Below are 15,494 nucleotides of genomic sequence, written 5' to 3'. Positions count from 1 at the left end.
TCAGATCCTCATCTGTTGAACTTGCGCCGAGAGCCCTCCATCGAGCACCCAAAGCTGCCCCGAAGCATAGCGCGCTTCGTCGCTGGCGAGCCATAAAACGAGATTGGCAATGTCCTCGGGCGTGCCGTAGGTGCGCATCGGGTGAACGTCACGCACCGCCTGTTGCAACTGGTCGATGGTCTTGCCACCACCGCCCGACCCGTCACCAGCAAAGAAACTCTGAAGCATCGGTGTGTCTATGTAGCCCGGGCAGATCGCGTTAACGCGGATGCCCTCTGGCCCGTGATCGCAGGCCATGGCCCGGGTGAGCGCGTGGACCGCCCCCTTGGTGGCGCAGTAGGCGGCAAGGCCCGGATCGGCAATGAACCCGTCATAAGACCCAAAATTGATGATACTGGCGCTTTGGCCCGCGCCGGCGGCGGCGCGCAGGAGCGGCAGGGCGTGTTTGGACGCCAGGAAGGTGCCGGTCACGTTGACCACGAAGGAACGGTTCCATTCTGCCAGCGTCGTGTGCTCAATGGTTTTTTCAATCTCGATCCCGGCGGCATTGACCAGGATGTCGAGCTTGCCTTCACGATCCCGGATGTGGGTCATGGCGGCAATGGCCTCCTCCTCTGAGGCGACATCGAGGCGGAGGAATTCCCCTGCCGCTGCAGGGCCTTCCAGGCTGCCCGTCTCGCTTAGATCGGCGGCGAATACCTGAGCGCCTTCGGCTTCGAACCTTTCGCAGATGGCGCGCCCGATGCCGCCGCGCCCGCCTGTCACGAGGGCCACTTTGCCTTGTATCCTGCCCATCCATATCTCCCTGTTGAAATCCTGCCCCGGCACCCCGATCGGACCGTCGCCCACCCACCCACCCCGACGCTCCGCTCGACGCGCCGGGGCAGGGGTCAGGACGCGGCCCTGGCGTAGGCGTCCAGCACCAGCCCGTGAAAGTGATGCACCGCATGTTCTGATTTTCCCGATCCCTCGGGGTCGTTCACGATCCGGCCCTGTTGGAAGGCCGGTGTCATCATGCCCCGCTGCACGCTTTCGACGATGGCGATATCCTCGGCCTGCAGAACTTCATCGAGATAGCGGATGCTTTCCAGCTCCGCCTCCGTTGCTTCAGCGGTTTCCAGGAAGAAGTCATAGGTTTCCAGCGTGCGGTCCGGCCCAACCGGAATGATATTGAGCACGATCATCGAGGACCGGCCGGGGTAGCGCATCAGGCAGGTCGTGGGCCAGAGCCACCAGACCGCGTGCGTGCGCACTGTGGCATTCGACACGTCATAGGCGCTGTTGGCATCCTTGCCCGCGTCGGCCATATGGCTGGAATAGATGCCATGTGTTGTCACCTTATAGGTGTCCATATCCACCAGCGTACAGAAATCCTTGTGCGCCGTTGGGCAGTGGTAGCATTCGAGGAAATTGTCGACGACGTTTTTCCAGTTCGACCGGATGTCATAGGTCAGGCGATGGCCGAAGGTCAGGCGCTCAATGTCCGGTGCCCAATGACGGATCTCAGTTTGCAGATTACCCGCCTGCTGCGCGAGAGGCGCGGCAGTGTGGTCGAGATTGACGAAGACGAAGCCGCAGAACTCTTCCACCTGAACCTGGTCGAGGCAAATATCGCCTGCGTTGAACTCTTCCAGCGTCTCAGTATGAGGCGCGCGGGCGAGTTGGCCGTTCAGCCGGTACACCCACGCATGATAGGGGCACATGATGCGGGTGGTCTGTCCCTCGCCCCGCAGCAGCTCATGGGCGCGGTGTTTGCAGACATTGTAGAAGGCGCGCAAGACACCCTCACTGTCGCGCACCACGGCAATTGGATGGCCTGCAATCGCAACCGTGACATAGGATCCCGGTTCACGCAGCTTTTCCACGTGGCAGACCCATTGCCAGCTTTTTGCAAGAATGCCCTGCTGGTCGATCTCGTACCAGCCAGGTTCCACATAGGCTTCTGCCGCCAGAGAGAGCGAACGAGACGGGTTGGGGTCATAGCCGCGCCGGATGGCGGAGAATTCCTTTGGGCTGGGGCGGTCGGTCATGGCTGCAAATCCTGCGCTGGCGGGACTGAATTGCCAGGAGTATCTGGTCAGAGTCTGGCTTTTGCCGTCAGCGCATTCGCCGTGGACTTGCACCTATTCGCCATCGTCGGGCGCGCCGCGATGCATGGGCCAGGCGCGAAACTCGAATGGGATGCGCCCCTGTACCCTGTCCTTGCTGGGGGGCAGGCCAAAACGTTCACGGTAGGAACGGCTGAAATGCATGGGGCTGGAGAACCCGCAAGCATACGCAATTTCTGACAGGCGCAGCTCGGTCTGGGTGACAAGGCCGCGCGCCCGGTCGAGCCGGATGTCACGGTAGTAAAGCTGTGGGGATTTGCGCACATAGGTGCTGAAGAGCCGTTCCAACTGACGCTGAGACAGACCGACGCCCGCGCAGATCTTTGGTATCGCCACCGGGGTTTCGAGATTGGCCTCCATCAACCGGATGGCCTGCCGCAAAGCAGACGGGGCGGTTGATCCAAGCGGTTCGACCCTTTGCGGGAATTGCAGTGTGCCTTCGGGCCGCAGGCTTTCGTGAAAGACATAGCGCGCAGCGGCATTGGCCAGCCCGTCGCCATGCAGGCTGCGCAACAGGTGAAGTGCGAGATCGGTCGCTGCTGATCCGCCGCAACAGGTTAGCCGCGCGCGATCCAGGACGAAGAGCTCCTCGGTCGCCTCTACATCTGGAAACAGTTCGATAAAGGCATCGAGATGCTCATAATGCACTGTCGCGCGTTGCCCCTCGAGCAGCCCGGCCTTGGCAAGCAGGAAGGCCCCGGTGTCGAGCCCGCCCAACATCGCGCCCATCCGTGCCCATCTGCGAAGCCGTGCCAGAAGCAGTTCGGAGCCGTAGTCTTCCGGCGTCCAGCTGGAGGAGATCATCACAAGATCGGGCCGGTCTGGTATCTGGCTGAGCGGCGCGGCAGCAAGCGAGAGCCCACTGCTTGCTTCGACGGGGCCGGGATCGACGGCATGGATCGACCACCGGAACAGCGCGCTGCCGTTCAGGTAGTTTGCCACCCTGAGCGGATCGAGAAAGCCCGTGGTGGCAGCAAGGTTGAAGCGTGGTGTGACGATCACCGCGATGAGGTATGGAGCTGATCCCTGCTGGGGCATATGGCGATCCTGGTCAAGTCCGTGACGAAAAACGTAGGGTTGAGCCGTGGATCTGGCAAGGTTTGCCTCACATGCGCTTGGCAACCTCCTCAAGCATAACCTCGGTCGCGCCGCCGCCGATTGCCTGCACGCGGGCGTCGCGGGTCATCCGTTCAATTGCGGTGCCGCGCATGAAGCCGGTGCCGCCATGGAATTGCAGGCAGTCATACATGACCCGGTTCACGAGGCTGCCGCAAAGCGCCTTGATCATCGAGACCTCTTTGACCACATCTTCGCCCTGAGCATCGCGCATGGCAGTTGCATAGATCAGGTGGCGGGCCGCAGTGACCTCGGCCTGCAACATTGCCAGGCGTTGGCGGATCGCCTGTTTCTCCCACAGGGGTGCACCGAAGGCCTGCCGGGTCTTCACATAGTCCAGTGTCAGGTCAAGGGCGGCCTGTGCCTCGCCCATGGCCATGGCGCCGATCACGATGCGTTCATTCTGGAAATTCTGCATGATCGCGTAGAAGCCCCGGCCTTCCTCGCCCAATATGTTTTCGGCCGGGATCACGCAGTCGTCAAAATGCAGCTCAGCGGTATCGGAGCTGTGCCAGCCGTGTTTGTCGAGCTGCCGGGCGACTGTGAATCCGGGAGTGCCCTTTTCGACGAGGAACATTGTTACCCCGCGTGAGGGTCGGGCGTTCGGGTCGGTCTTGGCCGCGACGCAGTAGATATCCGCATGAACGCCATTGGTGATGAAGGTCTTGGCCCCGTCCAGCACGAAGGCGTCATTACCCTTACGGGTAGCTCGTGTGGTGATGCCCTTCACATCCGATCCTGCGCCGGGTTCGGTGACGGCCACGGCAGTGATGGTCTGACCCGAAACGATGCCGGGCATCCAGCGGTCACGCTGCGCGTCGCTGCCTGCGTTGAACAGGTGGACCGAGGCCATATCGGTATGCACAAGCGCGGTAATCGCGACACCAGAGAAGGTGGAACGCCCCAGTTCTTCGGCCCAGACCGTTGTGGCGCGGGTGTCCATTTCGGCCCCGCCATAGCGGTCGGGGTAGCGGATGCCGAAGAACCCAAGCTTACCCATTCGGGTCAGAACCTCTCGCGGAACCATGCCTGTCTCTTCCCAGGCATCCGCATGTGGCTGAATCTCCTCGGTCACGAAGCGGCGGATCTGGTCACGCAGCAGCTCGTGCTCGGGTTCCAGAAACAGGGCATTTGTCATGGTCAATCCTCCCGATGCAGAGGCTCGCGCAGGATCGATGTTCTGGCAAGAGATCATGGGAAAGGACGCAGCGGCACGAAAAAGGGCGCCCCGTCTGGAGCGCCCTTTGAAACGCATGTCGCAGGCTTACGGCAGCCAGGTTTCCAGGTGGATATTGGCGTTGCAATATTCGCCATTATAGGTGCCGACCCAGGCGTCGAGACGTCCGTCGCCCACGCCATTGAGCAGCATGTATGGCTGCAGCTCGCCGGCGCTGTCATCGTCGAAGAACCACGTTGCTGACGGCGTGTTGACCAAAAGCGCGGTATCGCAATCGCCCTGCACGGAGACCTCCAGATCGTACCCTGCCATGCCGGTCAGGAAGAAGCTGAAGTCCGGCGGGGTGATGAAGTAGCCGGCGCCGGAAACACCGGGCACGCTGCAATTGGCGATATTGTTCTCGCCGCCGGCGACCACGGACAAATCGAGCCCTGCATAGAGCTGTTCGCCGCTAACCTCGTAGCTGGCGCCAGTCTGCGAATAGTCCGGGCAGGCCATGGCGGTAGAGGCGGCAGCCAGCAAAGCTGCGCCCGAGATCAGTGCAAGTTTCATTTATTCTGTTTTCCTTCTGGGAAGATGCACCCCGTTACGGGGGGAATCATGGCAACAGGCCATGGGATGGATATGTAAGTGTTCCGATGACATGTACAAGCGTAAAATACTCGAAAGGATAGGTTCTTGCCTGAAGGAACCCAGAGTATGGTCTCCAGTGTTTGTAAACGAATTCACAGCTATGAAGTTGAGCATATGAATTTTGGCCTCCCCGATATTCTTGCCGCCCGCGAGGTGGTCTGCGGGCTGGCAGATGCCACGCCCTTTGTGCCGTCACCCTATATGAGCGCGCAGGCAGGCCACGATTTCCTGATGAAACTGGAAATCTGCCAACCAATAGGCGCCTTTAAGCTGCGCGGTGCGATGAACGCGGTCATGACCTTACCCGATGGGGTGGCCGGCGTGACCTGTTGTTCCACTGGCAATCACGGACGTGGGGTTGCCTATGCGGCGGCGCGCCGGGGCATTCGCGCGGTAATCTGCATGTCGGAACTTGTGCCGCAGGCGAAGGTAGAAGGCATCCGTGCGCTAGGGGCAGAGGTGAAGATCGTTGGTCGATCTCAGGACGACGCTTTGGCCGAAAGCCTGCGGCTTGTAGAGACAGAGGGGCTGGTTGAAATCTCGCCCTTCGACGACCCCAAGGTGATCGCGGGCCAGGGCACAATCGGGTTGGAGATGATCGAGGCACGACCAGATCTGCACACGGTTCTGGTGCCGCTGTCGGGTGGCGGGCTGGCCGGTGGCGTTTCGGTTGCTGTGAAGGCGGTGAACCCTGATATCCGGGTTATCGGCATCTCCATGGATCGGGGGGCGGCAATGCAGGCGTCGATCGCGGCGGGCCACCCGGTAGAGGTGGAAGAGGTCCCAAGCCTTGCGGATTCGCTCGGGGGCGGGATCGGGTTGCAGAACCGGCTGAGCTTTCCTCTTTGCCGGGAAAAGCTCGACGAAATTGTACTCGTGACAGAAGAAGAGATACGCGATGCCATGCAGGTTCTGTTCTACGAGGATCGCATGGTCGCGGAAGGGGCCAGCGTTGTGGGGCTGGCGGCGGTTCTGGCGGACAAGGTTCGACCCGAAGGCCCGGTGGGCACCATCATAACCGGCCGCAATCTGGACATGGGGCAATTCCACCGGATCATGTCGGGCAGCGACATTTCACTCGGAGACAGGATATTGAAAGGCAGAGTTTATGACGCATGACATCCGCATCGTGACCGAAGCCCAGTTGCGGCAAGTGGTGGAGCTGGACATGACTGCCATCGACGTGGTCGAGAAGGCCTTTGAGGCTCTGGCCTCGGGGCGGGTGGTGATGCCGCCGATCCTGTCCATGGATCTGCACGACGCGAACGGAGAGGTCGATGTCAAGACGGCCTACATCCCCGGTTTCGACGGGTTCGCCATCAAGGTCAGCCCCGGTTTCTTCGACAACCCCAAGCTCGGGCTTGCCAGCCTGAACGGGCTGATGATCCTGCTGTCGGCGAAGACCGGTCTGGTGCAAGCGGTCTTCCTCGACAATGGCTACCTGACCGATATCCGCACGGCCGCTGCGGGCGCCGTTGCGGCCCGCCACCTAGCGCCCCCCTATGTCGAAACCGCGGGCGTTATCGGAACCGGGGTTCAAGCACGGCTACAGATGCAGGCGGCGCATCTGGTGCGACCCTTCAAGCGGTTGCTGGTCTGGGGGCGCGATGCCGCCAGGGCCGCCATTTGTGCCGATGACCTTCGCCTTGATCTGGGAATTGAAGTGGACGCGGTATCCTCGCCCGAATGGCTGGTTGCAGAAAGTCAGTTGGTCGTCACAACCACTCCTGCCCGCGCCCCGGTCATAAAAGCCGAATGGCTGCATCCCGGCCTGCACATCACAGCCATGGGCTCCGATCAGGCCGGGAAATGCGAGATCGACCCGCGTGCCCTTGCTTTGGCCGATGCCTATATCTGTGACAGCGTTTCACAATGCGAGACGAGCGGAGAGCTGCAGTCCGCGCTGGCGCTTGATCTGTGGACCAAGGGAACGCCCGCCGAACTGGGACAGGTCATAAACGGCAGCGCCACAGGTCGGCGCAGTGCCGATGACATTACTATCTGCGACCTGACCGGCACCGGCGCGCAGGATACGGCAATCGCCTGCCATGTTTACGCGCGGCTTGGATCCACGGGGACCACCGTCACAAGCTAAGGCTGGAAACAAGCCACTGCTTTGGCTATGGTTCCTCAGACCACGGCAATAAAGGCATTGCGCGCTGCTGCCGGGGTGAGCGGAGCCTTTTGCCCAGCTCTTTCCGGCCCAAGGCCCGGACAGCGTGCATCCCGGCTCCATTCCTGTGACCCAAGGCGGCGCGCCGCCAAGACCGAGAGATTAGCCATGCTGCGCAATGACCAACTGGACCAGTGGGACCGAGAAAATTTCTTCCACCCCTCCACCCATCTGGCTGACTTCGCCCGTGGAAACCTGCCCAACCGCGTCGTGACCGGTGGATCGGGCTGCCATATCGAGGATCGTGACGGCAACCGGCTGCTCGATGCCTTTGCCGGGCTTTACTGCGTGAACGTGGGCTATGGCCGCCAGGACATCGCTGATGCCATCGCCGCGCAAGCGAAGGAACTGGCCTATTACCACTCCTATGTGGGCCACGGCACCGAGGCCAGCATCACGCTGGCCAAGATGATCCTCGATCGCGCGCCGTCGAACATGTCGAAGGTCTATTTCGGCCTTGGCGGATCGGACGCGAACGAGACCAATATCAAGCTGGTCTGGTATATGAACAACATCCTCGGTCGTCCCGAGAAGAAGAAGATCATCAGCCGCTGGCGCGGCTATCACGGATCGGGCCTGATGACCGGATCGCTTACGGGGTTGGAGCTTTTCCACAAGAAGTTCGACCTGCCGCTGACGCAGGTGATCCACACCGAAGCGCCCTATTACTTCCGCCGCGCCGATCTGGGGCAAAGCGAGGCGCAGTTCACCGCCCATTGCGTAGCCGAACTGGAGGCACTGATCGAGCGTGAGGGGGCGGACACCATCGCCGCCTTCATCGGGGAACCCGTACTTGGAACGGGGGGCATCGTGCCCCCGCCCGCAGGCTACTGGGCGGCCATTCAGGCGGTGCTAAGGAAGCATGACATCCTGCTCATTGCCGACGAGGTCGTGACCGGCTTTGGCCGCCTCGGCACCATGTTCGGATCGGATCACTACGGGATCGAGGCCGACATCATCACCATCGCAAAAGGGCTGACCTCGGCCTATGCGCCCCTGTCCGGCTCCATCGTGTCAGACAAGGTCTGGAAAGTGCTGGAACAGGGCACCGATGAAAACGGACCCATCGGCCACGGCTGGACCTATTCGGCGCATCCAATCGGCGCGGCGGCGGGGGTGGCGAACCTCAAGCTGATCGACGAGTTGAACCTCGTGCAGAACGCGGGCGAAGTGGGTGGCTATCTCAAGGCCACGATGACAGCGGCGCTGGCGGATCACGCCCATGTCGGCGAGGTGCGAGGCGAGGGGATGCTCTGTGCGGTGGAATTCGTGCAGGACAAGGGCGACCGCAGCTTCTTCGACGCAAGCGAAAAGGTCGGCCCCCGGATCGCGGTGGCGCTGTTGGAGCAAGGCGTCATCGCCCGCGCCATGCCGCAGGGTGACATCCTCGGCTTCGCCCCGCCCTTCTGCCTGACCAAGGAAGAGGCCAACGAGGTGGTTGGCAAGACCGTGAAGGCGGTGGCGTCGATTCTGGGTTGAGGTCTATGGGCAAAGGGCTTGGGGCGGGCATCGTCCGCTTCGAGCCCAAACCTACGTGCTTGCTGCAATGCCGCGAAAGGCCGGTTCAGCTTTTGAGCGGAACTGAGGCCCAGCAAAATCAATTCGTGTACTCGCGTGATGACATTGCTTCGATCATTGTGGTTCGGTCCTGAACCGCGCCCGTTTGCAGGTACTCCATCGCTTTGAGCGCCGCCTCATGTGCCTCCACCGATGAACCGCCTACACAATCCTCAGCGACCCGGCAGAAGTAGTCGGACTGGTGCCCATCCACGAATGTGTAGTGAACACAAACATCTGTCAGGCCACCGCACAGGAGCAACGTGTCGACCTTGAGGCCGCGCAGTAGGATTTCAAGGTCAGTTCCGAAGAACGCCGAATAGCGCCGTTTTGGGATGATGTAGTCGCCTTTGCGATATCCCATTTCCTCTTTGGCGACTTCCGTGCGCGGATCGCCCTCAAGGCAATGGACGTCCTCGTCTCCATCCAGCTCTCGACCGAAATCGATCAGATTGGAACGATGGACCTCTTGGATGAATATCACGGGTATATCGTTCTTATGAGCCGCATCGACCAGATCGCGCGCGGCAATCATGCGATCCTTGTAACCCGGCATGTTGTCGATGGACCGCACTTCGCTGCTGTCGATGAACGTGCTTTTTTGAATGTCGATCACGATTAGCGCGGGCCGACCTTCGATCAGGTTTCTTGCTGTTTTCGTCTTTGTCGTCATTTTTCGTGTCCTTTCGTCTTAGTGCGCATCCGAACCGAGCAGAAACATCCCTGCAATCAGAAGTGTCAGACCAGCAATTCCGGACATGCTGAGGTTTTGATTGAAGGCCAACACGCCAACCAGCACCGATCCGACAGAGCCGATGCCGGTCCAGATCGGATAGGCGATCCCAAGCGGGAGCCGGGTCATCGCGGCATAGAGGGCGACGATGCTTGCAATCATTGCGATGAGGGTCAGGACACCAAGTGTCCAATTGAATCCAATGCCGAGCTTCTTGAGACCTGTTGCCCAAGCGACTTCAAAGGCACCCGCGATGAAAAGAAGAACCCAAGCCATTTCGACCTCTGCTATCGCAGGTCGTCCTGACAATTACCCGTTCATGGCCGGGTCGTCCCGGCAGGCTGTGAGCTGTGCAGTAATTGTGGGACCAATCATTGTCAATCCGTCAGCTGACCCCAAGATGGAATTGAAAACGGACATTCAGAGGCTGACTTCCAACGGCAGCTCCGTCCCTCATATCGGCAATCGACTCTGGATCGGGGGGGGTGAACGAATTCAGTGTCAACTGAGGCCTACCCCTCCAACGGATGGAAACAGGCCACCGACACGCCGTCGCCCTGATCCTCCAGCACTGGCACCTCCGCGCGGCAGCGGTCGCTGGCGAAGGGGCAGCGGGCGGCGAAGGCGCAGCCGGGGGGTGGGTTCAGCGGGTCGGGGAGCTCGGTTTCGCGGCCTTCGGGCGCTTTCAGGTCGCGGCCCACCACTGGGGCGCTTTCCGCGAGCAGTTTGGTATAGGGATGCCGGGGGGCTGAGAAGATGCGGTCCGCCGGGCCAAGCTCCACCAGGGCACCAAAGTAGAGCACCGCGATGCGGTCGCTCACCGCCTCTACCACGGCGAGGTCATGGGTGATGAAGAGGTAGGTCAGGCCGAACTCCGCCTTCAGGTCTGCCAGCAGGTTCAGCACCTGCGCCTGAACGGATACATCGAGCGCCGACACCGGTTCATCGAGGATCAGGATGCGGGCCTCTGCGGCCAGCGCCCGCGCGATACCGATCCGCTGCGCCTGTCCGCCGGAGAATTCATGCGGGTAGCGGTCGAGGAATTCCTCGCGCAGGTTCACGGCGGCGAAGATTTCTGCGATCCGGGCAGCGCGATCGGTTGCGGCCATACCATGCAGATGTTTCAGCGGCGCCTCCATGATCTGGCGGATCGTCTTGCGCGGGTTGAGAGAGGATTGCGGGTCCTGAAACACGTATTGGATCTTCTTGCCGAAGGCGGCGGGATCGGCGGTGTCCAGCGCCGCGCCCTCGATCTCGATCGTGCCTTCGGTGGCGGGCAACAGCCCCACCAGCATCCGCGCCAGAGTGGACTTGCCGCAGCCGGATTCGCCCACGATGCCAAGGGTTTCCCCTTTGGCGATCTCCAGTGACACAGGTTGCACGGCATGGACAATCGCGCGTGGCGGGCCAAAGAGCTGCTTACCGACGGGGAAGTCCTTTTTCAGGTCGGTCAGTTTCAGCGCCGTCGTCATGCCGTCGCCTCCTCGATTTCCGGGGCGATACAGCGCACCCAACGGGTGCCGCCCACCTCGTCCAGCGTGATTTCTCCCTGTCGGCAGGCCGCGCGGACCTTGTCGCAGCGGTCGGCAAAGGCGCAGCCCGCAGGCAGTTTGTCCACCACGGGGGGCAGTCCAAGAATGGCCTCCAACCGCCTGCGCCCGCCGCCCAGTTCCGGCACGCAGGCCATCAGGCGGCGCGTATAGGGGTGGGCGGGCGTGGCGAGGATTTCGTCCGTTGTTCCCTGTTCCACGATCCGTCCCGCATACATCACCGCCACCCGGTCACAGAGCTGCGCAACGACGCCGAAATCATGGGTGATGAACAGGATCGCGACGCCCCGGTCGCGGCGCAGATCATCCAGAAGCGTCAGGATCTGCGCCTGCACGGTCACGTCGAGCGCTGTTGTCGGCTCATCCGCGATGATCACGTCCGGGTCATTGGCCAGCGCCATGGCGATGCCCACCCGCTGGCGCATCCCGCCGGACATCTCGTGCGGGTAGCTATCCACCCGGTTCTCGGCATTGGGAATGCGGACGGATTTGAGCAGATCGATGGCATGGGCGCGGGCCTCGGCCTTGGGAACACGGCGATGCACGCGCAACGCCTCGATCAGCTGGTCGCCCACGGTATAAAGAGGATGCAGCGTCGCCAGCGGATCCTGGAAGATATAGGCCACCTTGCGCCCGCGCAGGCTGCGCAACAACTCATAGGGCGCACCGACCAGCTCTTCCCCGCGATAATAGACCGACCCGCCGGTGATCTTGCCGGGCGGTGAGGCGACAAGCCCCATGATGGACAGCGCCGTGACGGATTTGCCGGACCCGCTTTCGCCAATGAGACCGAGGCATTCACCCGGCTGGATTTCGAGATCAACGCCGCCCACGGCGCGGTAGATGCGCGGGCCGATGTGGAACTGGGTTTCCAGTTGAGAAAGCTGCAGGAGCGCGGTTGCGTCGGCGCTGCCGCCGGGCTGCCGGTCACGGTCCACCAGCGTGGCGGGCAAGGGGCGGCTGAGCGCACCGGATTTCAGGCGCGGGTCCAGCGCATCGCGCACCCCGTCACCCAGAAGGTTGATGGCCATGACGATGATCAGGATCATCACGCCAGGCACAAGCGATGTGTGAGGGTTGGTGATAAGGGCGGAGCGGGCCTCTCCCAGCATCGAGCCCAGATCGGCTTGTGGCGGTTGCGAGCCGAGGCCGAGGAAGCTGAGGCCAGCGGTTTCAAGGATCATCCAGCCAACCGTTGTGGACATGGCGATGACGATCACCGGCAGCACATTGGGCAGGATCTCGGTCAGGATGATCTTGGTGTCCGACAGCCCCGCCAGCCGCGCCGCATCGACAAATTCCTTATGGGCGATGCCAACGGTGATCCCCCTGATATTCCGGGCGAAAAACGGGATGTTGACGGCGGCGACCGCAATCAGCGCATTCATCAGGCCGGGGCCGAGGGCCGCCACGATGGCTAGCGCCAGAAGGATATAGGGAAAGGCCATCAGCACATCGACAAAGCGCATGATGATGTTGTCCGTGCGGCCGCCGTAATAGCCCGAAATGATGCCGATCGCGGCCCCGATCGTGGCGGCGATGAAAGCGGCGGCAAAGCCCACGGCAAGGGAAAGCCGCGTGCCCCACATGAGGCGGGACAGCAGGTCACGCCCCAGGTGGTCAGTGCCCAGGATCGCGCCTTCGGAGAAGGGCGGGGTGAAGCGGGCGGGCGTGTTGGTCACGTCTGGATCTGCCAGCGGCAGAATGGGCGTGATCAGCGCCAGCAGCACCACGAGCCCCATCACAATGAGCCCCGCCAGCGCCAGCTGGTTGCGGGCGAGAAGTTTGAGGAACGCCATCATGTCTTGATCCTCGGGTCCAGCAGGCTTTGGGCCACGTCGACAATGATGTTGAACAGAACGTAGCAGGCGGCGACGAAGACCACGCCGCCCTGCACCAGCAGGATGTCGCGGCGCAGGATCGCGTCGACCAGCATCTGGCCGATGCCGGGCCATTGGAAGACGCGTTCGATATAGACCGCGCCGGACAGCACGAACCCGGCCTGAATGCCGAGGACGGGAATGATCGAGACCATCGCGGCGCGCAGCGCGTGACGCCAGATTATACCGCGTTCATGCACGCCCTTGGCGCGGGCGGTTCGAATGAAATCCTGGCGCAGCACTTCCAGCATGGCAGACCGAGACAACCGCGCGATGACGCCTGTCGCCACCACCGCCAGCGCCAGCGCGGGCATGGTCAGGTGGTCGATCAGCGCCCAGATGTCCCGCGTGCCGTAGATGGGCCACATGCCAGAGACCGGGAACCACCGCAGGTTCACCGCGAAGATCAGGATCATCATCATGCCAAGGAAGAAGGAAGGAATTGAAATTCCTAACAAAACCGCGAAGGTGATCGCCTTGTCGGCAAATCCGTACTGACGCGCGGCAGAGATCACGCCAGCGGCGATCCCAAGGAATGAACACAGAATGAAGGAGGTTCCGGCAAGGATCAACGTCGCGTTGAAGCGTTCCAGAACCTCGTCCAGAACCGGACGGTTGAGGTTGAAGGACCGCCCCAGATCGCCCTGCAACAGGTTTCCCGCCCAGATGAAATAACGCTGCACCAAGGGTTTATCGAGGCCCAGATCGCGGTTCAGCTCTGCCACGTTTTCGGGTGTCGCGTAGCTGCCCAGAATAGCGGTGGCGGGGTCGCCGGGGATCATCGCCATGATCACGAAAACCACGATCGAGATGCCGATAAGCACCGGGATCGCGGAGAGAAGTCGGCGCAGGATGTAGCGGCCCATGGCGAAAAAATCTCCGGTCTCTCGGGGGCGAAAATGGGGGCACCCCCGCCGTGCAGACAAAAACGCGCCGCGGCGAGGGGAAAAGAAGCCCCCGCCGCGGCGCATAGCTTAGGCTCAGTTCTTCACGACGTCATGCAGAAGCAGGAAGAAAGAGGGTTCGAGCGCAAAGTTTTCGACCCGATCCGATGTCACCGCGTTCTGCACCCAGTTGGCCACGAAGACCCAGGGCGCGTCTTCCTGAACGATCACCTGCATCTGGCGATAGAGTTCCGCGCGACGGTCCTGATCGGTGGAGCTGCGGGCCTCTTCCAGCAGGGCGTCAACTTCGGGGTTGGAGTAATAGCCCGAGTTGAAGCCACCTTGATCCGGCCAGGCACCGGTGCGCAGCGCCAGGTAGGGCAGAGTGTCGGGGTCGTTCGTCATCCAAGCCATCTCCGCCATGTCGGCCTCACCCTCAAGCCCCGGGTTCACGCGGCCAAGGAAGGTGTTCCACTCATAGGTTTCGATGGTGACGTCAAAGCCGACGGCCTCCAGGTCCGCCTGAATAGCGGTGCCCATGGCGACGGGGTCCAACATGCCCGAACCGCCCTCGGTCACGTAGAAGGTGATCTCGGGGTTCTCGACACCGGCTTCGGCCAGCAATTCGCGGGCGCGGTCGGGGTCATAGGGGTAGGGCTCCAGCTCATCGTTATAGGCCCAGGCAAAGGCGGGCGGGGTCGGGCCTGCCGCGACGGCGGCGGTGCCTTCCAGCACGTCATTCACAATGGCCTCTTTGTTGATCGCGTAGTTCGCGGCCTGACGGACGCGGACATCTGCAAACGGGCCTTCAAGCGCGTTGAGGATCAGGAACCAGACATGGGGGCCAGCCTGTTCGACGATCTGGAACCCGTCACCGCCGAATTCGGACAGGGCCACTGGTGGAACCTCGACCATCATGTCGATGCCACCGGCCAGCATCTCAGCCACGCGGGTGTTGGCGTCGGTGATCGGACGGAAGACCACGGCCTCCAGCGCGGGTGCTCCGCCCCAGTAATCAGGGTTGCCGGTCACGACCACGGCTTCGTTTGCGCGCCATTCTTCGAAGACGAAGGCACCAGTGCCGGACGGGTTGCGGCCAAAGTCGGCCCCGTGCGCCATCACAGCGGCGGGCGACACGATCAGCCCGGTGGGATAGGCAAGGTTCGACAGGAAGGGCGCGTAGGGTGCGTTCAGGGTGAACTGAACGGTCATGTCATCCAGCGCTTCGACATCCTGTACGGCCGAGAAGAAGAAGGACAGCGGGAAGGGGCCGGTGTCATGGTAGGGGTGGTTTTCATCGAGCATCCGGTCGAAGTTGAACACCACAGCCTCGGCGTTGAAGGGAGTGCCGTCATGGAAGCTGACCCCCTCACGCAAGGTGAAGGTGTAGACGGTGCCGTCCTCGGAAATCTCCCAGGAGGTGGCGAGCGACGGCTCCACTTCCAAAGTGCCGGACGCGTAGCGCACAAGCCCGTCATAAATGTTCATCAAAATGCGGAAATCGTTCACGGCGGTCACGGCATGGGGGTCGAGCGCCTGCGGCTCGGCCACCTGGCCAACGACCAAAACGCCGGGCGGGGTTTGTGCGGTGGCGGGATTGGCCCCTATGGCCAGCGCCGATGCCGCCACGGCCGCGAGCATAGCGCGCCGTGTCATGGTCAGCAGTTTCATGGCAGATCCTTC

Annotated in this window: 14 protein-coding genes; 3 read left to right on the top strand and 11 right to left on the bottom strand. The window is 61.8% G+C overall.

What is annotated here, in order from left to right:
• The 5 genes from ACROHD_RS10095 to ACROHD_RS10075 form a co-directional block, all read right to left on the bottom strand.
• Positions 1–795, bottom strand: a complete 795-nt coding sequence (locus tag ACROHD_RS10095) for an SDR family NAD(P)-dependent oxidoreductase (protein ID WP_432677609.1) — start codon at positions 793–795, stop codon at positions 1–3.
• Positions 796–890: 95 nt separating this feature from the next.
• Positions 891–2,030 (bottom strand): aromatic ring-hydroxylating oxygenase subunit alpha, encoded by a 1,140-nt coding sequence (locus ACROHD_RS10090; protein ID WP_432677608.1) that lies wholly within the window; start codon positions 2,028–2,030, stop codon positions 891–893.
• Between the two features lie 93 nt (positions 2,031–2,123).
• Positions 2,124–3,146, bottom strand: a complete 1,023-nt coding sequence (locus tag ACROHD_RS10085) for a GlxA family transcriptional regulator (RefSeq protein WP_432677607.1) — start codon at positions 3,144–3,146, stop codon at positions 2,124–2,126.
• 67 nt (positions 3,147–3,213) lie between these two features.
• Positions 3,214–4,362, bottom strand: a complete 1,149-nt coding sequence (locus ACROHD_RS10080; protein WP_432677606.1) for an acyl-CoA dehydrogenase family protein — start codon at positions 4,360–4,362, stop codon at positions 3,214–3,216.
• A gap of 126 nt (positions 4,363–4,488) precedes the next feature.
• Positions 4,489–4,953, bottom strand: a complete 465-nt coding sequence (locus ACROHD_RS10075) for a hypothetical protein (protein ID WP_432677605.1) — start codon at positions 4,951–4,953, stop codon at positions 4,489–4,491.
• A 195-nt stretch (positions 4,954–5,148) separates the two neighbouring features.
• Between ACROHD_RS10075 and eutB the strand changes: the two genes are divergently transcribed.
• The 3 genes from eutB (at position 5,149) to ACROHD_RS10060 (ending at position 8,686) form a co-directional block, all read left to right on the top strand.
• Positions 5,149–6,153 (top strand): hydroxyectoine utilization dehydratase EutB, encoded by a 1,005-nt coding sequence (gene eutB / locus ACROHD_RS10070; RefSeq protein ID WP_432677604.1) that lies wholly within the window; start codon positions 5,149–5,151, stop codon positions 6,151–6,153.
• Positions 6,143–7,129, top strand: coding sequence for a cyclodeaminase (locus ACROHD_RS10065; RefSeq protein WP_432677603.1), 987 nt, complete (start codon positions 6,143–6,145; stop codon positions 7,127–7,129). The genes eutB and ACROHD_RS10065 overlap by 11 nt, the downstream gene beginning before the upstream one ends.
• A 186-nt stretch (positions 7,130–7,315) precedes the next feature.
• On the top strand, positions 7,316–8,686 hold the full coding sequence (locus tag ACROHD_RS10060; protein ID WP_432677601.1) for an aspartate aminotransferase family protein: 1,371 nt from the start codon (positions 7,316–7,318) through the stop codon (positions 8,684–8,686).
• 118 nt (positions 8,687–8,804) lie between these two features.
• Here ACROHD_RS10060 and ACROHD_RS10055 read toward each other — a convergent pair whose 3' ends face one another.
• The 6 genes from ACROHD_RS10055 to ACROHD_RS10030 all read right to left on the bottom strand — a co-directional run bounded on the left by ACROHD_RS10055 (position 8,805) and on the right by ACROHD_RS10030 (position 15,482).
• Positions 8,805–9,437 carry a cysteine hydrolase family protein gene (locus ACROHD_RS10055; RefSeq protein WP_432677600.1) on the bottom strand — a complete coding sequence of 211 codons (633 nt, stop codon included), beginning with the start codon at positions 9,435–9,437 and terminating at the stop codon, positions 8,805–8,807.
• Between the two features lie 18 nt (positions 9,438–9,455).
• A complete protein-coding gene (locus tag ACROHD_RS10050) occupies positions 9,456–9,773 on the bottom strand; it encodes a DMT family transporter (protein ID WP_432677599.1) in 318 nt (105 codons plus the stop codon).
• A gap of 236 nt (positions 9,774–10,009) precedes the next feature.
• Positions 10,010–10,969 carry an ABC transporter ATP-binding protein gene (locus tag ACROHD_RS10045; protein WP_432677598.1) on the bottom strand — a complete coding sequence of 320 codons (960 nt, stop codon included), beginning with the start codon at positions 10,967–10,969 and terminating at the stop codon, positions 10,010–10,012.
• Complete coding sequence (locus ACROHD_RS10040; protein ID WP_432677597.1) at positions 10,966–12,846, bottom strand: dipeptide/oligopeptide/nickel ABC transporter permease/ATP-binding protein; 1,881 nt, start codon at positions 12,844–12,846, stop codon at positions 10,966–10,968. Before ACROHD_RS10040 ends, ACROHD_RS10045 begins: the two co-directional genes overlap by 4 nt.
• Positions 12,846–13,793: an ABC transporter permease gene (locus tag ACROHD_RS10035; RefSeq protein WP_432677596.1), complete on the bottom strand. Its 948-nt coding sequence runs from the start codon at positions 13,791–13,793 to the stop codon at positions 12,846–12,848. The genes ACROHD_RS10040 and ACROHD_RS10035 overlap by 1 nt, the downstream gene beginning before the upstream one ends.
• Before the next feature lie 114 nt (positions 13,794–13,907).
• Positions 13,908–15,482, bottom strand: a complete 1,575-nt coding sequence (locus tag ACROHD_RS10030; RefSeq protein WP_432677595.1) for an ABC transporter substrate-binding protein — start codon at positions 15,480–15,482, stop codon at positions 13,908–13,910.
• Positions 15,483–15,494: the final 12 nt, after the last annotated feature.

Source organism: Nioella aestuarii (assembly GCF_050896395.1).
GTDB classification, from domain to species: domain Bacteria; phylum Pseudomonadota; class Alphaproteobacteria; order Rhodobacterales; family Rhodobacteraceae; genus Nioella; species Nioella aestuarii.
The sequence above is the reverse complement of the archived record's forward strand: the minus strand, read 5'-3'. Positions and strand labels throughout refer to the sequence as shown.